This is a genomic window from Henriciella marina DSM 19595 (assembly GCF_000376805.1).
GTDB lineage: Bacteria > Pseudomonadota > Alphaproteobacteria > Caulobacterales > Hyphomonadaceae > Henriciella > Henriciella marina.
In genome coordinates, this window is the sequence record NZ_AQXT01000002.1 from 531,932 (window position 1) to 553,045 (window position 21,114).

Below are 21,114 nucleotides of genomic sequence, written 5' to 3' on the forward strand. Positions count from 1 at the left end.
GTAAATCAGCCCGTGGACTTCAGCCGTTTGGTATATGCCTCCGTCACAACAAAGACGGCGCATGGCGCCTCGCGCAACATATCAGTGCTCTCAGACCCAAGCAGCAGGCGTTTCCACCAGGCTTTCTGATGGGACCCGATGACAATCAGGTCAGCGCCGATCTTCTTTGCATAGCTTGCCGCATCGCGTGATGGGTCCCCGTCCAGGACAGCTACAGTGGCGTTCGGCGCGTACTTGGCCTTCAGCGTCTCCAAGTCACTCCGGCGGCGCTGCGCGTCGGCACGATGAGCCTTGGTGTCGGCTTCCAGCGCCCCAGCGGCGTACGGAGACTCAAATGTTGTGATGAAGGGGTTTGAGTCGATCGCATGAAGCTCGCCAGATGTGGATGTCAGCTTCGCCGCCGTCTCCATTATCACGCTGGCCAGTTTGTCATCGATATCGATGACGGCGATGACCTTGTTGAAGTCGAGAGCCATATGTCACCTCCTGTTGTCAGCCAGTATAACAGCTTAAACCTGATCTGGCTCCATACGTAAATTCCGCAATCGGGCAAAGAAAAAGCCGGGCGTCTGGCCCGGCTTGTCCTGAAAAACGATATTAGGGGCAGATCTACTTGATCTTGCCCTCCTTGAATTCGACGTGCTTCTTCGCGACGGGGTCGTACTTCCGCATCACCAGCTTTTCGGTGATGTTGCGGGGGTTCTTTTTCGTGACGTAGAAAAAGCCCGTCCCGGCAGTCGAGTTCAGGCGAATCTTGATGGTTGTCGGCTTGGCCATGACGGTTGCTCTTACTCGCGTGTTCTAAGAAATTCGAAGGGCGCTTATTGGAGGGCTACCCGATTAAAGTCAAGCGCCTGTCCGCACCGGCGGAGCGCAGGCTCTATCAAATGCGGTCCTGAGAATGGCCGCCGGCCGTCCAGCGCAGAAATGGCGGGCGCAGCGCACCGACATCGGACTGTTTCAGCCGCTCGCCGATCTCGCCCAGCATAAAGCGTGTGACGTTGGGAAGATCGAGTGCCAAGGCGTCTTTGAGCGTGACCCATTGCAAGTCATGCAGCTCCGCGCCGTCAACGGGCGGGCGTTCATCGATGAGTACATCTTCCGCCTCGGCCATGAAGAAACGGGCATCGAAGCGCTTTGGCCGATAGGGCGGGGTGACGGCCCTGCCGATCATGGTGAACCCTGCAAGGCAGGGGGCTGCGCCTTGGTCGGCGTATTTCTGCCAGTCGGTGGCGGGCTTGCCAGGAAAGGCATTGGCGCGTCCGACGATCAGGCCGGTTTCCTCGAACGTTTCCCTGATAGCCGTGAGACCGAAGGCGCGGGGCTTGCGGCGGGTCTTGTGCGCAACTTTCTGATGCTCGGTGTCGCGAAGCTCACTCAAGGACGGCACGCGCCCATCGGCGGTGTCGACGCGTCCGCCCGGAAAAACGTACTTATCCGGCATGAAGGTGTGACCACCAGAGCGCTTGCCCATCAGAACGCGCGGCTGTGCCTGGTCGCGGCGAATCAGGATGAGCGTCGAGGCATCTTTCGGTCGCGGCGTGGGACGATCAGTGATGATGACATCGCCGTCGCCTTCCTTGTCAAAGGCCGTACCGAGTTTGCGGGCCATCAGCTCTTTCCTCCCTTGGCTCCCTTGCTGCGGGAGGTTTTCGGACGCGTCTTCTTGCGCGCTTTCGACATCTTGCCACGCGAGCGTCCTGGCGGACCAGACCTGCCGCCGCGCGAGGCAGGCGGTTTCTCGCCGGGGCGCGGGGGCAATGGGTCTGAGAGCACTTTCAGCAACAGGCCGCCCTGGAGCGGTGTGACCTCGGCAAGCTCAACCCTGACGACCTGTCCCATCTCAAAGCGCTTGCCAGAGCCGCGGGCGATCAGCGCCATCGCGCCTTCGCTGTGGACCCAGTAATCATTGGAGAGCTTGGAGATTGGCGAAAAGCCATCGGCGCCTGTGCCCCCAAGGCGGATAAACAGGCCTGCGGGTGTCACACCTGTGATGCGGCCTTCGAACTCTGCCCCGACCTTGTCGGAGAGGTACAACGCCAGATACCGGTCGGTCGCCTCGCGCTCTGCGGCCATGGACCGGCGTTCGGTATCAACGAGATGGCTTGCAATGTCTTCGAGGGATGCCGCCATTTCCTTGGTGAGGCCATCTTCGCCAAGCCCGAGCGACGAGATCAGTGCGCGGTGCACGATAAGGTCGCTATAGCGGCGGATGGGCGAGGTGAAGTGGGCGTACTTTGAGAGGTTCAGACCAAAATGTCCTGCATTCTCAGGGGCGTAAATGGCCTGGGACTGAGACCGCAGCACGATCTCTGAAATCGTGCCGGCATTCTCTGTCTCTTTGTGGTCACCCAACAGCCGGTTGAAACGATGGGTCTGCGGGCGTTCGCCCAACGGCCATTTGATATCTAGCGTCTGAAGAAAATCTGCGAGCGCCGCCAGCTTGGCTTCTGAGGGCTGATCATGGACCCGGTAGAGCAGGGGCGAGCCCTCTTTCTCCAGTGTTTCAGCGGCCGCAACATTTGCCTGGATCATGAATTCTTCGATGAGGCGATGTGCGTCGAAGCGTTCTTTCTCGATTATACCGGTCACGGTGCCATCCTCGCCGATCTCCACGCGCTTCTCTGGCAAGTCAAGCGCAAGCGGGGCGCGGATGTCGCGAGCCGTGCCAAGCGCCTCATAGGCGCCCCAGAGCGGCTTCAGAACGGTCTCCAGCCATGGCTCACCCGCACCGCCGGTCTTGCCGTCAATCGCGGCCTGAGCTTCTTCATAGGAAAGCTTGGCGTGTGAGCGCATCGTGCCGCGGATGAACCGGTGAGAGCGTTTGGAGCCCGAGCCGTCGAACTTCATTTCGACGGCCATGCAGGGCCGGTCCTGTTCATCGACCAGTGAGCAGGCATCAGCAGAAAGCTCGAACGGGAGCATCGGCACAACGCGGTCAGGGAAGTAGGTGGAGTTGCCACGCTTCTGAGCTTCGCGGTCGAGTGCTGTACCTGGCCGGACATAAGCGGCAACGTCCGCAATCGCGACAATGACTTTCCAGCCATCGTCCAGCTTTTCGGCATAGACGGCGTCATCATGATCGCGGGCATCATGCGGATCGATCGTAATCAGCGGGATTTTAGTGAGATCTTCGCGCGGGCTGGCGAGCGGCTTGATCGTCTCGGCTTCGTTCAGGACATCCTTTGGAAATTCGACAGGAATGTCATGGCCATGAATGGCGAGAAGCGAGGCGGCACGCGGATCGTCCATCCGGCCTAGAACCTCGGTTACGATACCAAAGGCGGGGCCGTTCGGTTTGCCGGGCTTGGGCATGGCGGTCACGAGGTCGCCATCTTCGGCGCCTTTCGCGTCGCTAGCGTCGATCAGAAGCGAACGTTTGTCTTTGCGGCTTGCAGGAACGATACGTCCACCGCGCGGCGTCTTTTCGAACCGGCCGGTGAGCTGCGACTGCTCATCGCGTTTTTCAAAGAGTTTCAGTAGCTTCGCGTGATATTCGCCATTGGCTTCATTGATGCGAGCAAGACCTTTGTCGCCGATACCGGGCGCGGGGCCCTTCGACTTTCCGCTGAAGCCGGCCAACCTGATTGGGGGACCAAAAGCGCCGTCGCGGCCAACGCTGCGAGCCATCAATTCGCCGTCGTCGTCGATCTTTTCGAAGACGATGACGCCTGTGGGGGGCGGTGTATCTGCCTTGGCCCAGGCGCGTTTGCCCGTGCGTTCCAGAGTGCCGTCGTTTTCAAGATCCTTCAGGACCTGGCGCAATGTCTGGCGCTCACGTCCCTTTACATTCAGCCCACGGGCGATGTCCTGCTTCGTAGTGGCAGTTGGATTCTTGGCGATAAATTCGAGAACTGTTTCTCGGTCGGGAAAATTCATGAACCCTATATAGTGGATTCTTCGCGATTTTCCTGCATCCATTCAGCCTGGGTGGCGAAATCAGATAACGAAGGCCAGGATCAGTCCCATCGCAATGACGGCAGCGACCGTGGAGATCACGAGCACATACCGCACGCCTTTTCCCGTCTCGCCCTGGCGTGCTTCTTCTTCCTGTAGCTTTGGATCGGTCATGGTTTTCGTCCTATCATGCGCGCCCTGACATCTGCCCGGGCGAAAATTTCTCTGTCGTCTTCAAAATTGGTGCGACGTTCCAGATTGTAAAGCGATTCAAAGCTTTAAGACTCTTCCGCTTTTGATTTTACCGGCTTCTTCGCCGCGGGCTTCTTTTTCTTCGCGGGTGCCTTCTTCTTTTTGGCAGGCTTTTTCGCCTTCGCGTCAATCAGTTCGATGGCCTGCTCGAGCGTCACCGTGTCCGGCGTTGTCTCTTTGGGTAGCGTCGCATTGGTCTTCTTGTGCTTCACATAGGGCCCATATCGACCTTCATAGACGTGGATCGGCTCATCATCGGCCGGGTGTTTTCCCAGCTCCTTGAGGGGCTCTGCGCCGCGTCCGCCGCCGCGTTTTGCCTTTTTGTCCTCGATCAGCGTCACGGCGCGGTTAAGGCCGATATCGAACAGCTCTTCGACCGTCTGTACATTGGCAAAGGTGCGATGGTGCTGAACGTAGGGGCCATAGCGACCGAGATTGGCGCGGATCATCTCGCCATCGTCTGGGTGTTCACCGACGTCGCGTGGCAGTGACAAGAGCTGCACGCCGCGGGCAAGATCGATCGACTGCGGCTCCCAGCCTTTGGGAACGCTGGTGCGTTTGGGCTTTTCATCCTCTCCAGCGGACATTTCAACGTAGGGGCCGAAACGTCCCGTCTTGAGGAAGACAGCTTCTCCGGTATCTGGATGAAGCCCGAGTTCCTCGCCCTCAGGGTTGATTGCGCCGTCCTTCTCACTGTCGGCAGAGAAGGGGCGGGTGAACTTGCAATCTGGATAGCGCGAGCAGCCAACAAAAGCGCCGTGCCGGCCAAGCTTCAATGAAAGCTCACCCTCGCCGCAGAGCGGACATTCGCGTGGATTGGCTTTCGGATTACCGTTCTCATCTGTCCTTGGGAAGACATAAGGACCCAGCGCTTCGTTCAGCGCATCGAGCACATTCGAGACCCTGAGCTCTTTGGTGTCGGCAACCGCCGCCTCGAACTGAGTCCAGAATTCGCGGAGGAATGCCTTCCAGTCGAGCTTGCCGTCGGAGATGACGTCGAGCTGCTCTTCAAGCTCGGCGGTAAAGTCATATTCGACATAGCGGGCGAAGAAGTTTTCCAGAAAGGCGGTGACCAGACGGCCCTTGTCTTCCGGGATCAACTGCTTCTTCTCAAGCCGCACATATTCGCGGTCTTCCAGCGTCGACAGGGTTGAGGCGTAGGTGGAAGGCCGGCCGATGCCGAGCTCCTCGAGCCGCTTGACGAGCGAGGCTTCGGTGAAGCGCGGCGGCGGCTGCGTGAAGTGCTGGTCCGATTTTGCTTCGATGAGGTCGGCGTGATCGCTTTCCTTCATCTTCGGCAGGCGGCCTTCGGCATCCTCATCTTCGTCGCCGTCATCGCGGCCTTCGGTATAGAGCTTGATGAAGCCGTCGAACACAACGACCTGGCCTGTCGCCCGCAGTTGCGCGCGTTTGTCCTTCGACATGAAGTCCAGCGTGGTGCGCTCGAAAACGGCCGCTTCCATCTGCGAGGCAACGGCGCGGCGCCAGATCAGGGTGTAGAGCTTCTTCAGGTCGCCATCGCCGCGATAGGCTTCGGGGCGGACGCTGAACTCTGTTGGCCGGATGGCTTCGTGCGCTTCCTGGGCGTTCTTCGCTTTCGACGAATAGCGGCGCGGCTTTTCAGGCAGGTAGCGCGCGCCATAGTCGCTTTCGATCTGCTTGCGAGAGGCCTGATAGGCCTCTTCAGCCATGTTCACGCCGTCGGTCCGCATATAGGTGATGCGGCCTTCTTCGTAGAGCTTCTGGGCTGCGCCCATGGTCCGCTTGGCTGTGAAGCCGAGCTTACGGGAGGCTTCCTGTTGCAGCGTCGAGGTAATGAAAGGCGGCGGCGGGTTGCGTTTGACCGGCTTGGACTCAACGGAGCTGACCGAATAGCCGCCAATCTTGACCGCCTCGAGCGCCTTGGTCGCTGTCTCTTCGTTCGGCAGGGAGAACTTCTTCAAATTCTCGCCGTCGAGCGCATGAAGGCGCGCTTTGAAGCTGGTGCCATCCTTGGCGCGCAGATCGGCCTCAACTGACCAGTATTCCTGCGGCTGGAACGTCTCTATCTCAAGCTCGCGCTGGCAGATGATGCGCAAGGCCACCGATTGCACACGGCCAGCTGATCTCGACCCTGGCAGTTTGCGCCAAAGCACAGGCGACAGGTTGAACCCGACCAGATAATCAAGCGCGCGCCGGGCGAGATAGGCATCCACCAGTTCCTGGTCGATTTCCCGTGGCTGCTCCATCGCCGTGGTGACCGCGCTCTTTGTGATGGCATTGAAAACCACGCGTTCAACTGCGATGCCTTTCAGCGCTTTGCGTTTCTCCAGCGCTTCGAGAAGATGCCAGCTAATGGCCTCGCCTTCGCGATCAGGGTCAGTTGCAAGAATGAGTTTGTCGGCGGTCTTGGTCGCCTCGGCGATTTCCTTGATGCGGCTCGCCGACTTGGAATCGGCTTGCCAGATCATCTCGAAATCATTGTCGGGGTCGACCGAGCCGTCTTTGGAAGGAAGGTCTCGCACATGCCCGTAGGAGGCGAAGACCTTATAGTCCTTTCCAAGATACTTGTTGATCGTTTTCGCTTTTGCCGGCGACTCGACAACAACAACTTTCATACAGGGTGACCTCCAGAGCGCGGCGGAACTTGGGTGTGTGGCTGTTGCGTGTCAACCCGACAGCGCAAGCTATCCATCTTCGCGATAGGCCAGTACCGCAAGACTGGCAAACAACGCGAACACGGCCGGGGCCCACGCCGCAACAAGCGGAGGCAGAGCGCCCGATGCGCCAAGACTGGAGGAGAACTGCATAATGAAAAAGACCGCAGCTGCAGCCAGCGCCCCTGCGGCGACCAGCCGGCTCGTGCCCCCGAGACGCGAAAGGCGCAGACAGACAATGGCCCCGATGAGCCCCATGGCGGTGAAGAAAACCGGCATGGCGGTCAGCCCATGGAGCCGCACCATGAAGCGTGAAGAATCAAGACCAGCCTGACTCGTCTGACGGATGAAGCCTGGCAGCTTCCAGAACCCGATCGTGTTTGGAGAGGTGAACCGGTCGAGCAGGCGGTCCGGGTCGAGGTCGGTCGGGATGGCAAGCGTGTCCATCTGCTCAGGCGGGCGGCCGGGCAGGTTTTCGGTGAGGTTTTCGATCTGCCAGAAGCCATCAATGATGCGGGCGCGCTCTGCATCGATTCGCCGGACGAACTCATAGCGGTCGGTCGGGCGGCCATCCTGATAGACGCGGCCTTCTTCCAGCATTTTCACGTCCCGGAAGATCTGCCCCGTTTCGTCGACAGACTGCGCGCTGATCACGATTTGCGTATTGCCATCGCCCTGGCGCAGCCAGACATCTTCGCGGCTGGAATCGACCCGCATGCCACCCGTGATGAGGATAGAGTTTCGCGATTGCTCAAACTGGTTCGAGAGCCGCGCCCCCAGAGGATTGAGAACCATCATCGAAAAGAGACCCAGGACGACCGACAGCACGATGACAGGGGTCAAGAACTGCCAGGCCGACAACCCGCTGGCGCGGATAACAGAGAGCTCTGAGCGCGCATTGAGGCGGCTATAGGCAATCATCGCCGCGATCAGGATCGCGAAGGGCAGGGTCTGCTCGATGAGGCCGGGCAGTTTCATGAATGAGAGCCCGACCGCATTGATGGGAGAGAGGTCGACATCACCGCCCACGGTCCGAAGCTGCTCGACCACATCAACCAGAAGAATGGTTGCGGTGAAGACGGCGAGCACCAGAGCGAGCCCCGAAAGGAGCTGGAGTATGATGTAACGCTGGATCCGGGTGAGAAACATTATCGTGTCACCCCGGCAGCCCTTGCTTCCAGACGCAGCCGCCACTTGAAAAAGATGAGCGACAGGACGGCAATCGTTCCAAGCGGCACCAGCCACTGGGCGTAATTCGCAGCGATGCTGTTGCGGCTGGCTGACTGTACCGCAAGCTGGACGATAACGAGCAGGAGAGCGCCGGCCGTCGCTATACCAATGCGGCGCGAATAGCCGCGTCTGTTAAAGTCGCCGCCGAGCACCGCCATCACCGCGATGAGCGCCATGGCAATCGAGACAAGCGGCGTTGTCAGGCGGGCATTTGCTTCCGACAGGAAGGCTTCCTGATCCTGCAGCTCCTGATAGCTCATCGTATCGATGTAGAGCAGCTCGTGCAGGTATCTGTCTGTCGCTTTAAGTACGACGGCAGCATTATCCTCCACAAAGGGGGTGAGGTCGAAGGTCGACTGATCAAAATTCAGGATCGATAGTGCACCATTTGCGTCGATCTGGTGAATCTGCCCTTCCCACATGATAATGCTTGGGACGCCGTCGACTTCAACGAAGCGGCCGCGCTGAGCGAGATAATCCCGCGAATCAGTTTCGGTGGCGCGGTTATCGGAAATAAGTACGCCGACAAGATCGCCGCCGCGCGATTCGCGGGCAAAGACGGTGAGGCCGTCGCCAGCTGTGGTGAACTGGCCGGGGCGTACGAGTGAGGTTGCAAGATCAGTGCGGGCGTCCTGGACCGTCTCGCGCAGCATCCGCTGGGCGGTTGGCTGGACCCATAGATTGACACCAAGGTGGACGATGGCGGCCAGTACGGCGAGGCGCAGGATCGGCGACGCAATGTCCCACCGCGTCATGCCTGCAGCGCCGGCGACCACGATCTCATTGTCCCGGTGCAGCTTGTTAAGCGACCAGATGGTCGCGACGAAGACGGCTAGCGGGGTGAGCAGCGCAATGACCTGCGGCGCGCCAAGGGCGACAATATTGAAATAGGTGAAAGCCGACTGGCGGTTTTCAACAATAATGTCCGTCTGCGACAGACCTTGCGCCAGAATAGCGAGCAAGGTCAGGCCGCCCACAATGATGATTACAGAGCGAAAGACCTGTCTGAAAAGATAGCTCTGAATGAGTTTCATTGCGCCTTGGGTGCAGTTTTTATGTGCGGGCCTCTGCCTAGCGAGTTGATTGGCGCGCGTCGATGCTTAGTTTCCGGCTCAAACGGAGTTTATTCATGAAAATCACATTCGCTGAACAAGCAGCCACAGATATTGTCGCATTTGTTATCGATCAGGACGGCAGATTGCCTGACACCGCGTCCTCACTGGACGAATCAAGCGGCGGTCTTCTGACCGAAGCACTCGGTCAGAAACGCTTCTCTGGTAAAAGTGGCCAGATTGCTGTCGTCGTGCTTCCCAAGGCGTGCACGGCGCGCCGCGCTGTGCTCATCGGCGGCGGCAAACCTGCAGACCGTGATGCGCGCGCCCAGGAAAAGATCGGCGGCCTTCTGGTCAAATCGCAAGCGGGGAGCGGTTTCAAATCGCTCGGCCTCTATGCCGATGATGCAGAATTTGCGGCGCGCGCCGCAATTGGTGCCAAGCTCGCTTCCTATCGCTTCGATAATTATTTCACGAAGCAGAAGGATGATGACAAACCGAGCTTGAAAACCTTCTCGCTGGTCGTGCCGGATGAGGGCGCTGCCAAAGCTGCGTGGAAGCCCATGGATGCGGCTGCCGACGGAACAGCGCTGGCCCGCGATCTCATGAACATGCCGCCAAATCTGCTCTATCCAGCGACCTTTGCTGAGAAGATCAAGGAGCTTGAGAAGCACGGCATCGAGGTTGAAATTCTCGGCGAGAAAGAAATGGAAAAGCTCGGCATGGGCTCATTGCTCGGTGTCGGGCAGGGCTCGGTCAAGGAATCCAAGCTTGGCATCATGAAGTGGATGGGCGGCAAGAAGGGTGATGCGCCCGTTGCGCTCTGCGGCAAAGGCGTCTGCTTTGATACGGGCGGTATTTCGCTGAAGCCGGGGCCGGGCATGGAAAATATGCGCGGCGACATGGGCGGGGCAGCCGCCGTGACCGGCGCAATGCTCGCGCTCGCCAAGCGCAAGGCAAATGCCAATGTGGTTGGTCTTGTGGGCCTCGTTGAAAACATGCCCGATGGCAATGCGATCCGTCCAGGCGATATCCTGACATCTGCCTCCGGTCAGACGATCGAGGTTCTGAACACCGACGCAGAAGGCCGCCTCGTTCTGGCCGATGTGCTCTGGTATGCGCAGAAAGAGTTCAAGCCGAAATCCATTGTTGATCTGGCAACGCTGACCGGTGCGATCGTCGTCTCGCTTGGTCACCACCATGCAGGACTGTTCACCAATAATGATGACATGGCCGAGCAGCTAACCAAGGCTGGTCTGGCCGAGGGTGAGCGTGTCTGGCGCATGCCGATCGGCCCTGAATATGATCGCCAGCTCAAGTCGCAGTTTGCCGACATGAAGAATATCGGCGGCAAATCTGCAGGCTCCATCACGGCCGCGCAGTTCCTGCAGCGCTTCGTGAATGAGGGTCAGGCCTGGACGCACCTGGATATTGCCGGTGTGGCCTGGGTTGAAGGCGAGAAGTCGCCAATCGATCCAAGCTGGGCGTCTGGCTTCGGCCCGCGACTGCTGGATCGGTGGATCGCCGACAATTACGAAGGGTGATGATGTTGCGAAAGGCCGTAACACTCAATGAGTTTGTTGCGGCCTTCGCCGAGGTGTTGGGTCACGAATGCTCGGAAGACACATGGTTGCATCGTGACCTTCTGCTAGACGACGATGAGCTTGGTTGGGTCTTTCTGGAGATGGATGCTGCCGGCCATATTGTCCCGTGTGACTTTGACATCGACCCTTACAAGTATCTTCAAGGATACGGAGCTTGGCCGTTCGGACGAATGTATGTGGATATCACAATTCGTGAGCTTCATGCCCTCAGTCAGTTCAAGGAGAAAGAATGAGCGAACCTAGCAAGCCTGAGTGGTGGTTCTATCACCTCAAGCGGACGACGCTTGAACAGGCGGCTGGGCCTTTGCTTGAGAAATGCCTGGAGCGGGGCTGGCGTGTCCTGGCCGTCAGCCCCGACATCCGCCGCCGCGGCGCGCTCGATGCAGCGCTCTGGACCTATGACGATCAGAGCTTCCTGCCGCATGGGCAGGCGGAGGCAGCGGGCCTAGATGCGGCGCGCCAGCCTGTCCTTATCAGTGAAGGCACCGAAAATCTGAACCAGGCCGCTGTGGCTTTGCTGATGGACGGCGCGGATGTGCCGGTCGATGCCGCCTATGAGCGCTGTATGGTCATGTTCGATGATGGCGATGCGCCGGTGCGCACGAAAGCGCGCCAGCTTTACAAGGCGGCGTCAGATGCAGGCCTTACCACGCGCTATTTTCAGCAGACAGAACAGGGCGGTTGGAAAGAGGCTGGCTAGGCCTTCGGCGGTATGCCGGAGGGACGAGACACCAACATGATGATCAGGGAGACGATCGTAATAATCCCCAGCGTTCCCATGATCTCAGCGCCATAAGCAGGTAGCGTGCCGGTCCAGAGCCAGATCACCGCATAGATGGCGGAAACCAGTACGGCGAGGACGATCATAAGTCTCAGAATGCCGATCATGATAGTTTTGCCTCCGTCGCCTTATAACAATTCCAGCCTAGCGGCTCGATGCTGCCCTGTCAGCAGGAGTTGCCCGACCGAGGCCCGCTCGCTATAGGCCGCGCGAGAGTTTCACAACAAGCAAGTCTATTCAAAGGAGCCATTCATGGCTGTCCAACGCACTTTTTCGATCATCAAGCCTGACGCGACCGAGCGTAACCTGACCGGCGCCGTAAACGCTGTCATCGAGAAGGCAGGCCTGCGCATCATCGCCCAGCGCCGTATCCAGATGACCCAGGAACAGGCCCAGCGCTTCTATGATGTCCACAAAGAGCGTCCATTCTTTGGTGAGCTCGTCGACTTCATGACCTCTGGCCCTGTGGTCGTTCAGGTCCTGCAGGGTGAGAACGCCGTCAAAGCTTACCGCGATGTGATGGGCGCGACCAATCCGGCAGACGCTGAAGACGGAACGATCCGCAAGCTCTACGCAAAGTCCATCGGCGAGAACTCGGTTCACGGCTCCGATAGCGATGAGAATGCTCAACTGGAAATCCGCCAGTTCTTCTCTGAGGCTGACATCGTCGGCTAGGTCGCGCCACGCGCGAAGATTTGAAAGCCCTTTCGCCGGTGGCGGGAGGGCTTTTTCCATTTAGTAAACGACGATTAACCATTTCGGCGCCAGTCTTGATTCGTTGCTGGCAAAGGGCTTTGGCTATGAAGCGTCTGATCTATCTCTCGAAATCGCGGCCGTCACTGCGCGATGATGCGCTCTACGACCTTCTGGCGACGGCGCGGGAAAGCAACCGCCAACACGATATCACCGGGCTTCTGATTCAGCAGGACACTCTTTGTCTTCAGTTAATCGAGGGCGACGAGAATGCCGTTCGCGACTGTTTCATCCGCATCCGCCGCGACTGGCGCCATGAGGATTGCCAGGTCATTTGCCACGAAGATGCAGTCGGCCGACTATTTCCGGGATGGCCGATGGCTTTTCGTGCCGGGCGCGACCTTGAGCGCGGACAGGTGCGCCAGCTTGCAGATATCGTGGAATGTGCCGGTCGGCTAACGGGCAAATCGCGAGATGCGGATCGCTGGGCGATGGACGTCTACCTTCGCGCGCTGCTCGACAGTTTCAGCTCGCTTGCCGTGCAATAATCAGGCGGCAGGCATCAGCCAGCGCTTCCGGGTAAAGTCTGTGCTCGGCTTTCAGAACCCGCGCCGCGAGCGTGTCCGGCGTATCGCCTGCTTTCACGGGCACGCGCGCCTGACCGATGATATCGCCCTCATCAACGCCTTCGCTGACCCAGTGCACGGTGCACCCGGCTTCGCTGTCGCCTGCCTCTAGTGCGCGGGCATGTGTGTTCAGCCCGGGATAGGCCGGCAGCAGCGACGGGTGGATGTTGATCATTCGGCCAGACCAACGCTTCACGAACCACGGCGTTAGGACCCGCATGAAACCTGCCAGCGCGATGACGTCGATCTTGTGTGCTTCAAGCGCTTCGTGCATCGCCCGCTCAAAGCTCTCTCGGCTTTCATACTGTTTATGAGAGACCGCTAGGGCCTCAATGCCGAAAGCCCTGGCGGCGTCCAGACCGGGCGCATCCGCCTTGTTGGACAGCACAAGGACCGGCTTTGCCGGGTAAGCGTCTTCGGTTGTTGCGCGCAGAAGGCTGTCCATGTTCGAGCCGCGGCCCGAGATCAGAATGGCAAGGTTGAGGCGGCTCATGCCGGAACGAGGTCGCCAATCACGACCGGGCTTTCGCCCAGTGCTTCAAGTTCAGCAATGGCGCGGTCGGCCTGATCACGCGCGACGGCAAAGACCAGGCCAATGCCCATGTTGAAGGTCTTGTGCATTTCGTCCTCGGCAACATTTCCTTCTGTCTGCAGCCAGCGGAACACATCCGGGAGCGGCCAGGCGGCCCGGTCAAAACGAGCCGTGAGATCGTCTGGCAGCATGCGCGGGACATTTTCGGTGAGGCCGCCGCCCGTGATGTGGGCGAGCCCCTTGATGCGCTCATTGCGAATCAGGGGGAGGGCGGCCTTCGAATAGAGCCGGGTCGGGGTCAGCAGGGCCTCGCCAAGCGGCATGTCCGCAAATGGCGCGGGGGCGTCCCAGCCAAGACCGGTGCGCTCTACAACGCGCCGGATCAGAGAGTAGCCGTTTGAATGCGGCCCTGAAGAGGCAATGCCGATGAGCAGATCGCCTGCTTTCATTTCAGCAAACCGCGGGAGGACTTTTTCGCGCTCAACAGCGCCCACCACAAAGCCGGCGAGGTCATAGTGTCCAGCCGGGTACATACCCGGCATTTCGGCGGTCTCTCCGCCGACAAGGGCGCAGCCAGCCTGCTTGCAGCCTTCTGCAATACCCGAGACGACCGCCTCGGCGATGCCTGCTTCAAGCTTGCCGCAGGCGAAATAGTCGAGGAAGAAAAGCGGCTCGGCGCCTTGGGCGAGAACGTCATTGGCGCACATCGCGACAAGGTCGATGCCCACCGTATTGTGGATGCCTGTATCGAAGGCCAGCATCAGTTTGGTGCCGACGCCGTCCGTCCCCGAAACGAGGATCGGATCCTTCCAGTTTTCCTTCTTCAGATCGAAGAGGGCGCCGAAGCCGCCTAGTCCGCCCATGACGCCCGCACGGCGGGTCGCCTTGGCCATTGGTGCGATGGCATCGACAAGGCGTTCGCCTGCCTCAATATCGACACCAGCGTCCTTGTAGGAAAGTGAGGGTTTATCTTTTGAAGTCATGGGCAAGCGCGTTACCATGTGGATGAATGTTCGGCCAGCCGACATGGCGGTTCCATCGCGCCAGCGGCCTTGCTAAGGACATTTCCAACCGGAGTCGGAGAGGCGACCAAATGACCAGACGAATCCTGCTGATGATAGCTGTGGTATTTCTTGCGGCTGGCACCGCCGCCGCCCAGCTGCGTGAAATCTATACGATCCGCGACATAGAGGTCGAGGAGTCGGCGGGAAGTGTCATTCAGGCCCAGCAGGAAGCGTTCGCCTCTGCAAGGGTCAAAGGGGCTTACCGGCTTTTCGAACGTCTGACCCTTCCTGAAGACCGCGCCGGTCGGCTTTCTTCCGGGCTCAGTTCTTCGGTCGCGAACCGGCTCGCCGCAGCTGTTGACGTGGAAGAAGAAGAGCGCGGCGGCGGCAAATATGTCGGCAAGCTCGCCGTGGTCTATAACCCCAACATGGTGCGTGAATTTCTCAGTCAGAGAAATATTCCATATACCGACCAGACAGCGCCAAAATCGGTCGTCTTCCCTGTCCGCGGGACTGCAAACGCTGTCGCGTGGAATTCAGAATGGCCTGATAGCTCGCGCGGACGACTCGCGCCGTTTGAAACCTCTCGTGGCACAAGCATGACCTCCTCATCCGGCTGGCAGGAATTGCAGGGGGACGTCATGTCCGCTGGTGCGCGGCGCGCCATCAAGGCCGAACTTACCGGCAGCCCGGGTAGCTACCGCGTGAGGTTGGTCAGCGTGACCGCTGCGGGTGAGACCGACCTTGGCACAACCGATAGCGCTGCAACTATGGAAGGCGCCGCCGAGCGCGCCGCGACACTGCTCGACGATGTCTGGAAACGTTCGGCGATCGTACGGTCCGGTGAGCGCACGCCGGTCAAGTCGACCATCCTCTTTACCTCACTGCCCGAATGGAACTCCCTTCGCGGCGCCCTCGCCAGGTCACCGCTCGTCTTCGACTTCGAGATTGCAGGGCTTTCGCGCCAGGGCGCGGTCGTGAAATTCGCCTATGCCGGGGACCGGGACCGTCTTGTCTCCAGCCTCCGAGAGCGCGGGATCATGGTCGAAACGGATGATATGGGCTGGGTCATGACATCGGCTGTCACACGAGCGCCGAGCTAAGCAAGGTGACCCGCACGGACCATCCCTCAAGGAAAAGCCGGCAGCTCAAGTTTGAATTCCCTGAGACGGGACACACGCTGGACACGCTAGCGATCACCGACGCCAACAGGACGGCGATTGCCTTGCTGCAGCGCTGGCCCGACTGGCGGACGGCTGCTTTCTGTCTGGTGGGTGACAAGCGGTCCGGGCTCACCACGGCTGCGCAGGGATGGTGCGACCTCTCCGGCGGCGTGTTGCTGGGTGCCAAGGCACTGTCCAAACTTTCCCACAAGAAGATCGACGCGCTGGCCAAAGCGCCGGTGGCCATCGATCGTGCCGACAAGGTTGCGAATGACGACAATCTCCTGTCGCTGATCAATCTATCGGCCAGCAATGGTGGATCATTGCTCCTGACGGGACGCAAGCCACCGGTCCGCTGGCGCACCCGTCTGCCTGATCTGCAATCCCGGCTCAGCGCAATGACGCTGATCGAACTCCATCCGCCTGACGATGAAATGATGGGCATCCGTCTCAGAGCTGCAATGAAACGCCGTTACCTGAAACTGCCCGAAGAAGTTGAGGCTTTTCTGATTATCAGGCTGGAGCGGAGCTATGCAGCCATTGAAAAGTTTGTGGAGAACCTGCACGAACTCAGCGACGGGCGGGAAGTGACGGTGCCTCTGGCGCGAGAGATACTCGACGAGATGGACGGCACACGCCCGCTGTTCGAAGACTGAAATCCGGAAAGCAGGACAGGCGATGAGCACAACTGATACATCACCAGCTGCGAAGGGGGGAATCCGCCCGACAAAATCCCTGATGGACAGGCCGGGGCGCTATCTCAATCGCGAGCTTTCGTGGCTCAAGTTCAATGAGCGCGTGCTGGAAGAGGCGCATAATACCTCTCATCCATTGCTGGAGCGGCTGCGCTTCCTCTCGATCTCCGCCAATAATCTCGATGAGTTTTTCATGGTTCGTTATGCGGGCCTCCGTGAGCAGCTGCGCGCCGGCATCATGCGCATCAGTCAGGAAGGCGGGACCCCAAGCCAGCAGGTAGAGGCCATTGAGAAACAGTCAGCCAGCCTGATGGAGGACCAGCAGGCCTGCTGGCGTGAACTGCGCGGGCTGTTGGATGAGGAAAAGATCGAAGTCAAGAAGATGGCGGATCTGACCAAGACCGACATGAACTGGCTTCGCGATCACTTCGAAAGTCATGTCTTTCCGATCCTGACGCCACAAGCGGTCGATCCAGCGCATCCATTTCCCTTCATTCCCAATCTAGGCTTCGCGGTCGCCTTCCAGCTTGTCCCGGAAAGTACGGGCGAACCGATGGTCGGCCTGGTCCCCATGCCGGCCTTTTCACCCCGCTTTATCCGGCTGCCTGATCGCAACCGCCAATCCATCCGTTTTGTCCGCCTTGAGAGCGTCATTGCGACCTTCATGGACATGCTGTTCCCGGGCTATCGGTCGCTCGGCCATTGTGTCTTCCGCATTGTTCGCGACAGCGATATCGAGATCGAGGAAGAGGCTGAAGACCTCATCCATGAATTTGAGATCCTTCTGAAACAGCGCCGCCGCGGCCGGATTGTCCGCATCCACATCGATGGCGATGCCCCCGAAGAGCTTGAACGCTTCATCACGCGCGAGATCGGGTCGGAGCCGCGCGACGTCATGATCCTGCACGGCCTGCTAGGGATGAAGAACCTGTCCGAGCTGATCATCGAAGACAGGATGGATCTTCAGTTCAAGCCCTATGAGCCGCGCTACCCTGAACGCATCCGGGAGATGGGCGGGGACTGCTTCGCCGCGATCAAGGCGAAGGACTTCGTCGTCCATCACCCTTACGAGTCCTTTGATGTGGTGATCCAGTTCATTCGTCAGGCAGCGATTGATCCGGACGTTGTGGCAATCAAGCAGACGCTTTACCGAACCACGCTCAACTCCCCCATCGTATCGGCGCTTCAGGAAGCCGCCGAGATGGGCAAGAACGTGACCGCGCTTGTTGAGATCAAGGCGCGCTTTGACGAGGAAACAAACTTGCGTCTGGCCCGTGATCTTGAGCGCGCAGGCGTTCAGGTCGTCTATGGCTTCCTTGACTACAAGACGCACGCAAAGGTCTCGCTCGTGGTGCGCCGTGAGGGCGGTAAGCTGGCCACCTACACCCATTACGGAACGGGCAATTATCACCCCGTCACCGCCCGGATTTATACAGACCTCTCACTCTTCACGTCTGACCCGGCTCTCGGGCGCGATGCGAACAAGCTGTTCAATTACATCACCGCCTACCGCGAGCCGCCGGAGAAGGCGCCGGACTTCGAGAAGATCGCAATGTCGCCGCGCACGCTGGAGTCGCACCTCATTGAGATGATTGATGAGGAGGCGGAGAATGCGAAAGCCGGAAAGCCGAGCGGCGTATGGGCGAAGATGAATTCGCTGGTCGATGGCGACGTTATCGATGCGCTCTACCGGGCGAGCCAGGCAGGCGTACCAATCATTCTCATCGTGCGCGGGATCTGCTGCCTCAGGCCCGGCGTGGCAGGCCTCTCCGAAAACATTCAGGTCAAAAGCCTGATCGGACGCTTTCTTGAGCATTCACGTATCGTCTGTTTTGCGAACGGTGAGCATCTTCCCTCGGCGCGAGCGAAGGTCTGGATATCTTCGGCTGACTGGATGCAGCGCAATCTGAAGCGCCGGGTTGAGGCACTGGTGCCAATTGAGAACCCGACCGTGCACCGCCAGGTCCTCAACCAGATCATGACAGCCAACCTCAACGATGATGAGCAGAGCTGGGAGATGGATGGGGATGGCAACTTCCATCGCCTGCGTCCGCCAGAACGTGGCAAGGGATTCAGTGCCCACCGCTATTTCATGGAAAACCCATCCCTTTCGGGCCGCGGCAACGCGCTGGTGGTTTCCATCCCGCCCCGGCTCGCGCCGAAAAAGCGGGGCTCTAAATGAGGCTCGCCCTCCAGCCTGAAAAATCAGCCGTCGTCGATATCGGATCCAATTCCGTCCGGCTGGTCATTTATGAGGTCACCGGGGCGGCCGCGCTTCCATATTTCAATGAGAAGGTTCTTGCCGGGCTTGGTCGGGGACTGCCCGAGACGGGACGTCTGTCGCCAGAAGGCGTGACCGAAGCAATGGCTGCCATTCGGCGCTATCGTGCAATTCTCACCGGGCTGGGTGTGACGCAGGTGACAGCGGTTGCGACAGCTGCCGTGCGTGATGCAGAGGATGGGCCGGACTTTGCACGCATGGCCGCGACAGAGCTTGGCGCGCGCCTGCGTATCCTTTCTGGTGCGGAGGAGGGACGTCTGTCCTCGCTTGGCGTGCGTGTCGGCTTCGATCAGCCAGACGGCATCGTCGGCGACCTTGGCGGCTCAAGTCTTGAGTTCCAGCGGATCACGCCAGCAGGCCAAAGCGGTCAGGGCGAAACTCACAAGCTTGGCCCGTTTGCGTTGGCCCCGCTCGATAGCGCAAAGCCCGCCGACCGGCGCAAGGCAATTCGTAAGGTACTGAAATCGTCCGAGCTGCTGTCGGGTGAAACGCGCCGGCTCTATGCGGTCGGCGGATCGTGGCGCGCGCTTGCGACCGTTCATATGGATATGAAAGCCTATCCGCTCGCCATTCTGCACGGATACCGCATGAATGGTCAGGCCGTCCGCTCTGTGGTCCGCACAATCCTCGCGACGCAGCGGGACAAGGAACTTGCCTCGCATGTTTCGGGCATTGTCGGGCGGAGGTTCGATACGATCCTGCATGCGGCGCTGGTTCTCGATGAAGTGTTCGACGCTGGCGGCTTCAAGGAGGTTTTGATCTCCGCCAATGGCCTGCGCGAAGGGGTGCTTTTCGATCACGGTGAAAAGCTGCTTTTCGAAACCATGCGGCGGCCTTTTGGCGATTCGCTCATCGATGGCACGATCGCATTCCTTCGGCTTGAAGCCTCGCAGATGGCGTTTGGTGAGGCGCTCTATCAGTTTATACGGCCTGTCCTGCCGCGCACGCATTCTCGCCAGCGCCTGTTCAAGGCGGCGTGCCTGATGGCCGATTGCGGCGGGCGCTTCCATCCCGATCACCGCGCCGACATGGCCTACTACCTCATCCTCCGGTCACCGATTCGTGGCATCACACATGATGAGCGTGTCCTGCTCGCCCATGCGACCGGGGCCCGGTACACACACAAATTCCAGCGGCCCAAGCCTTTCACGCGTCTTGGTCTGGATTCTGACGATCAGCTTGCGCGCGTCATGGGCGCGGCGATGCGGCTCGGCGCGGTCTATTCGGGGCGCTCGGCGCCGCTTCTTAAACAGGTCCGGCTACGGATGTCGAAGTCGAAACTGATCCTGGATGTGCAGCCTGGCTGCGAGGATATGGTGTCGGCCACGGTGAAGAAGCGGTTCGAGCAACTCGCCACCTTTCTCGACATGGATTCGCAGATCTCGACCGCCGACTAGCTTTGCTCGGCCGAAATCAGACTTTTGGTTCGAACAGGCGAACCTGACTGTTCTCGAACGACAGGGCGAGCTTGCCTGTCAGGAGCGCGCGCGCCTTCTGACCGAAGACCTCATATCGCCAGCCATTCAGCGCTGGGATGTCATCATCGGTCTCGCCGCGCGCAATGCGCTCGATATCCGCCGCGTTAGCGATCAGGCGCGGGACCACATCGACATCTTCGCTGACATATTTCAGCAGCACCTTCAGCATCTCTGGCGCACCAGCTGGTGTCTGCGCGTTCTGCTTACGCTTGGGAGGCGGCGGCGCGTACTTGTCCGGATCGGCCAGCGCCGTCTCCACCGTTTGCATCAAGCCATTCGCATTGCGTGACCGGATGAAGCCTTTTGGCACCGCGCGCAGCCTGTCGAAATGGTCTTCGTTGCGGGGCTTCTGGTCGGCGATTTCCTGGATGGCGTCATCCTTGAGGATTCGGCGCCGTGGGCGATCAAGCGCCTGCGCCTGTCTCTCGCGCCATTCGGCAACCGACGCAAAGACAGCCAGATAGTCCTTGTGGGTCTTGCGTATCTTCAGGCGTTGCCAGGCATTTTTTGGATCGGTGTCGTACAGTGCAGGATCAGACAGGGCCTCCATCTCTTCGGAAACCCAGGCGAAACGCCCGCGCTTTTCCAGCTCATCACGCATCCAGAGATAGGCGTCACGAAGATGGGTCACGTCGCCAAGTGCATAGTCCAGCTGCTTGTCTGACAATGGGCGGCGCTTCCAGTCCGTGAACTGGCTCGACTTGTCGATATGCTGGTTGAGGACACGCTGGATGAGATTGTCATAGGAAATTGAGTCGCCAAGCCCGAGCGCCATCGCCGCAATCTGCGTGTCAAAGACAGGCGCAGGCGGGGTGCCGATAAGCTTGTTGAATATTTCCATGTCCTGACGCGCGGCATGAAAAACCTTCACGCGCGAGGTATCAGCCAGGAGATCGAGAAACGGTTGAAGGTCGATGCCGTCGGCCTTCGGGTCAACCACGCCTTCAATGCCGGGTGCCGATGCCTGTATCAGGCAAAGCTCCGGCCAGAAGGTCGTTTCGCGATGGAATTCGGTATCAACACAGATGAAATCGCTCACCGAAAGCGAATCGCAGAACTTTTGCAGCTCTTCCTGCTGTGTAATCGGCGTCAGCGTCTTGTCAGTCATGGCGCGCACGCGTATCGCATCCGCACAACATTGGCGAGAGGAAGGTTCACACAATTCCTCCTCATCGCGCGGACCTGAACCA

The 21,114-nt window shown here is 59.3% G+C and carries 21 protein-coding genes; 9 read left to right on the forward strand and 12 right to left on the reverse strand.

Translation table 11 applies throughout. The features are described 5' to 3' along the window. Positions 1–5: 5 nt before the first annotated feature. The 8 genes from F550_RS18335 to F550_RS0102725 form a co-directional block, all read right to left on the reverse strand. On the reverse strand, positions 6–476 hold the full coding sequence (locus F550_RS18335) for a universal stress protein (RefSeq protein WP_018146987.1): 471 nt from the start codon (positions 474–476) through the stop codon (positions 6–8). 133 nt (positions 477–609) lie between these two features. Beyond that, positions 610–777 carry a 50S ribosomal protein L33 gene (gene rpmG, locus F550_RS0102695; RefSeq protein ID WP_018146988.1) on the reverse strand — a complete coding sequence of 56 codons (168 nt, stop codon included), beginning with the start codon at positions 775–777 and terminating at the stop codon, positions 610–612. Between the two features lie 106 nt (positions 778–883). Further along, positions 884–1,612 (reverse strand): NUDIX hydrolase, encoded by a 729-nt coding sequence (locus F550_RS0102700; protein WP_018146989.1) that lies wholly within the window; start codon positions 1,610–1,612, stop codon positions 884–886. Further along, positions 1,612–3,879 carry a ribonuclease R gene (gene rnr, locus F550_RS0102705; protein ID WP_018146990.1) on the reverse strand — a complete coding sequence of 756 codons (2,268 nt, stop codon included), beginning with the start codon at positions 3,877–3,879 and terminating at the stop codon, positions 1,612–1,614. The genes F550_RS0102700 and rnr overlap by 1 nt, the downstream gene beginning before the upstream one ends. Positions 3,880–3,939: 60 nt before the next feature. Next, positions 3,940–4,071: a hypothetical protein gene (locus F550_RS19470; protein ID WP_018146991.1), complete on the reverse strand. Its 132-nt coding sequence runs from the start codon at positions 4,069–4,071 to the stop codon at positions 3,940–3,942. Positions 4,072–4,175: 104 nt separating this feature from the next. Further along, complete coding sequence (gene topA / locus F550_RS0102715; RefSeq protein ID WP_018146992.1) at positions 4,176–6,746, reverse strand: type I DNA topoisomerase; 2,571 nt, start codon at positions 6,744–6,746, stop codon at positions 4,176–4,178. A 69-nt stretch (positions 6,747–6,815) separates the two neighbouring features. After that, positions 6,816–7,934 (reverse strand): LptF/LptG family permease, encoded by a 1,119-nt coding sequence (locus tag F550_RS0102720; protein WP_018146993.1) that lies wholly within the window; start codon positions 7,932–7,934, stop codon positions 6,816–6,818. Next, positions 7,934–9,049: an LptF/LptG family permease gene (locus F550_RS0102725; RefSeq protein ID WP_018146994.1), complete on the reverse strand. Its 1,116-nt coding sequence runs from the start codon at positions 9,047–9,049 to the stop codon at positions 7,934–7,936. The genes F550_RS0102720 and F550_RS0102725 overlap by 1 nt, the downstream gene beginning before the upstream one ends. A gap of 95 nt (positions 9,050–9,144) precedes the next feature. On the opposite strand from F550_RS0102725, the gene F550_RS0102730 reads away from it, so the two are divergent. From F550_RS0102730 to F550_RS0102740, 3 genes are read left to right on the forward strand one after another with little or no spacing between them, the layout of a single operon-like run. Next, complete coding sequence (locus F550_RS0102730) at positions 9,145–10,611, forward strand: leucyl aminopeptidase (RefSeq protein WP_018146995.1); 1,467 nt, start codon at positions 9,145–9,147, stop codon at positions 10,609–10,611. After that, positions 10,611–10,904 carry a hypothetical protein gene (locus F550_RS0102735; protein ID WP_018146996.1) on the forward strand — a complete coding sequence of 98 codons (294 nt, stop codon included), beginning with the start codon at positions 10,611–10,613 and terminating at the stop codon, positions 10,902–10,904. The genes F550_RS0102730 and F550_RS0102735 overlap by 1 nt, the downstream gene beginning before the upstream one ends. Next, positions 10,901–11,371: a DNA polymerase III subunit chi gene (locus F550_RS0102740; protein WP_018146997.1), complete on the forward strand. Its 471-nt coding sequence runs from the start codon at positions 10,901–10,903 to the stop codon at positions 11,369–11,371. The genes F550_RS0102735 and F550_RS0102740 overlap by 4 nt, the downstream gene beginning before the upstream one ends. Here F550_RS0102740 and F550_RS0102745 read toward each other — a convergent pair. Beyond that, a complete protein-coding gene (locus F550_RS0102745) occupies positions 11,368–11,559 on the reverse strand; it encodes a hypothetical protein (RefSeq protein WP_018146998.1) in 192 nt (63 codons plus the stop codon). The two genes, F550_RS0102740 and F550_RS0102745, sit on opposite strands and share 4 nt — an antisense overlap. Positions 11,560–11,704: 145 nt before the next feature. Here F550_RS0102745 and ndk point away from each other — a divergent pair, with 145 nt between their 5' ends. Both ndk and F550_RS18340 read left to right on the forward strand, forming a co-directional pair. Next, the gene (gene ndk, locus F550_RS0102750) at positions 11,705–12,127 is read left to right on the forward strand and encodes a nucleoside-diphosphate kinase (RefSeq protein ID WP_018146999.1); all 423 of its coding nucleotides are present in this window, start codon (positions 11,705–11,707) and stop codon (positions 12,125–12,127) included. A gap of 125 nt (positions 12,128–12,252) precedes the next feature. After that, the gene (locus F550_RS18340) at positions 12,253–12,693 is read left to right on the forward strand and encodes a BLUF domain-containing protein (RefSeq protein WP_018147000.1); all 441 of its coding nucleotides are present in this window, start codon (positions 12,253–12,255) and stop codon (positions 12,691–12,693) included. On the opposite strand, the gene purN is transcribed toward F550_RS18340, so the two are convergent. Beyond that, complete coding sequence (gene purN, locus F550_RS0102760; protein WP_018147001.1) at positions 12,671–13,264, reverse strand: phosphoribosylglycinamide formyltransferase; 594 nt, start codon at positions 13,262–13,264, stop codon at positions 12,671–12,673. The genes F550_RS18340 and purN overlap by 23 nt on opposite strands. Beyond that, positions 13,261–14,286 carry a phosphoribosylformylglycinamidine cyclo-ligase gene (purM, locus tag F550_RS0102765; RefSeq protein WP_026180520.1) on the reverse strand — a complete coding sequence of 342 codons (1,026 nt, stop codon included), beginning with the start codon at positions 14,284–14,286 and terminating at the stop codon, positions 13,261–13,263. The genes purN and purM overlap by 4 nt, the downstream gene beginning before the upstream one ends. Before the next feature lie 110 nt (positions 14,287–14,396). On the opposite strand from purM, the gene F550_RS0102770 reads away from it, so the two are divergent. The 4 genes from F550_RS0102770 to F550_RS16655 are packed head-to-tail and all read left to right on the forward strand — an operon-like array spanning position 14,397 to position 19,843. After that, positions 14,397–15,410 carry a hypothetical protein gene (locus tag F550_RS0102770; protein WP_018147003.1) on the forward strand — a complete coding sequence of 338 codons (1,014 nt, stop codon included), beginning with the start codon at positions 14,397–14,399 and terminating at the stop codon, positions 15,408–15,410. Positions 15,411–15,415: 5 nt separating this feature from the next. Further along, positions 15,416–16,126, forward strand: a complete 711-nt coding sequence (locus tag F550_RS0102775) for an HdaA/DnaA family protein (protein ID WP_018147004.1) — start codon at positions 15,416–15,418, stop codon at positions 16,124–16,126. 22 nt (positions 16,127–16,148) lie between these two features. Beyond that, positions 16,149–18,347 (forward strand): RNA degradosome polyphosphate kinase, encoded by a 2,199-nt coding sequence (locus F550_RS0102780; RefSeq protein ID WP_083910898.1) that lies wholly within the window; start codon positions 16,149–16,151, stop codon positions 18,345–18,347. Beyond that, positions 18,344–19,843 (forward strand): Ppx/GppA phosphatase family protein, encoded by a 1,500-nt coding sequence (locus F550_RS16655; protein WP_018147006.1) that lies wholly within the window; start codon positions 18,344–18,346, stop codon positions 19,841–19,843. Before F550_RS0102780 ends, F550_RS16655 begins: the two co-directional genes overlap by 4 nt. Before the next feature lie 16 nt (positions 19,844–19,859). Here the strand turns inward: F550_RS16655 and rnd are convergent, their stop codons facing one another. Further along, entirely contained in the window at positions 19,860–21,017 is a 1,158-nt protein-coding gene (gene rnd, locus F550_RS0102790; protein WP_026180522.1) for a ribonuclease D, read from the reverse strand. Positions 21,018–21,114 lie beyond the last annotated feature (97 nt).

Bases quoted from the DNA above. Each gene is read 5' to 3' on its own strand.
- F550_RS18335 (WP_018146987.1), bottom strand. From the start codon at position 476: ATGGCTCTCGACTTCAACAAGGTCATCGCCGTCATCGATATCGATGAC.
- rpmG (WP_018146988.1), bottom strand. From the start codon at position 777: ATGGCCAAGCCGACAACCATCAAGATTCGCCTGAACTCGACTGCCGGG.
- F550_RS0102700 (WP_018146989.1), bottom strand. From the start codon at position 1,612: ATGGCCCGCAAACTCGGTACGGCCTTTGACAAGGAAGGCGACGGCGAT.
- rnr (WP_018146990.1), bottom strand. From the start codon at position 3,879: ATGAATTTTCCCGACCGAGAAACAGTTCTCGAATTTATCGCCAAGAAT.
- F550_RS19470 (WP_018146991.1), bottom strand. From the start codon at position 4,071: ATGACCGATCCAAAGCTACAGGAAGAAGAAGCACGCCAGGGCGAGACG.
- topA (WP_018146992.1), bottom strand. From the start codon at position 6,746: ATGAAAGTTGTTGTTGTCGAGTCGCCGGCAAAAGCGAAAACGATCAAC.
- F550_RS0102720 (WP_018146993.1), bottom strand. From the start codon at position 7,934: ATGTTTCTCACCCGGATCCAGCGTTACATCATACTCCAGCTCCTTTCG.
- F550_RS0102725 (WP_018146994.1), bottom strand. From the start codon at position 9,049: ATGAAACTCATTCAGAGCTATCTTTTCAGACAGGTCTTTCGCTCTGTA.
- F550_RS0102730 (WP_018146995.1), top strand. From the start codon at position 9,145: ATGAAAATCACATTCGCTGAACAAGCAGCCACAGATATTGTCGCATTT.
- F550_RS0102735 (WP_018146996.1), top strand. From the start codon at position 10,611: ATGATGTTGCGAAAGGCCGTAACACTCAATGAGTTTGTTGCGGCCTTC.
- F550_RS0102740 (WP_018146997.1), top strand. From the start codon at position 10,901: ATGAGCGAACCTAGCAAGCCTGAGTGGTGGTTCTATCACCTCAAGCGG.
- F550_RS0102745 (WP_018146998.1), bottom strand. From the start codon at position 11,559: ATGATCGGCATTCTGAGACTTATGATCGTCCTCGCCGTACTGGTTTCC.
- ndk (WP_018146999.1), top strand. From the start codon at position 11,705: ATGGCTGTCCAACGCACTTTTTCGATCATCAAGCCTGACGCGACCGAG.
- F550_RS18340 (WP_018147000.1), top strand. From the start codon at position 12,253: ATGAAGCGTCTGATCTATCTCTCGAAATCGCGGCCGTCACTGCGCGAT.
- purN (WP_018147001.1), bottom strand. From the start codon at position 13,264: ATGAGCCGCCTCAACCTTGCCATTCTGATCTCGGGCCGCGGCTCGAAC.
- purM (WP_026180520.1), bottom strand. From the start codon at position 14,286: ATGACTTCAAAAGATAAACCCTCACTTTCCTACAAGGACGCTGGTGTC.
- F550_RS0102770 (WP_018147003.1), top strand. From the start codon at position 14,397: ATGACCAGACGAATCCTGCTGATGATAGCTGTGGTATTTCTTGCGGCT.
- F550_RS0102780 (WP_083910898.1), top strand. From the start codon at position 16,149: ATGAGCACAACTGATACATCACCAGCTGCGAAGGGGGGAATCCGCCCG.
- F550_RS16655 (WP_018147006.1), top strand. From the start codon at position 18,344: ATGAGGCTCGCCCTCCAGCCTGAAAAATCAGCCGTCGTCGATATCGGA.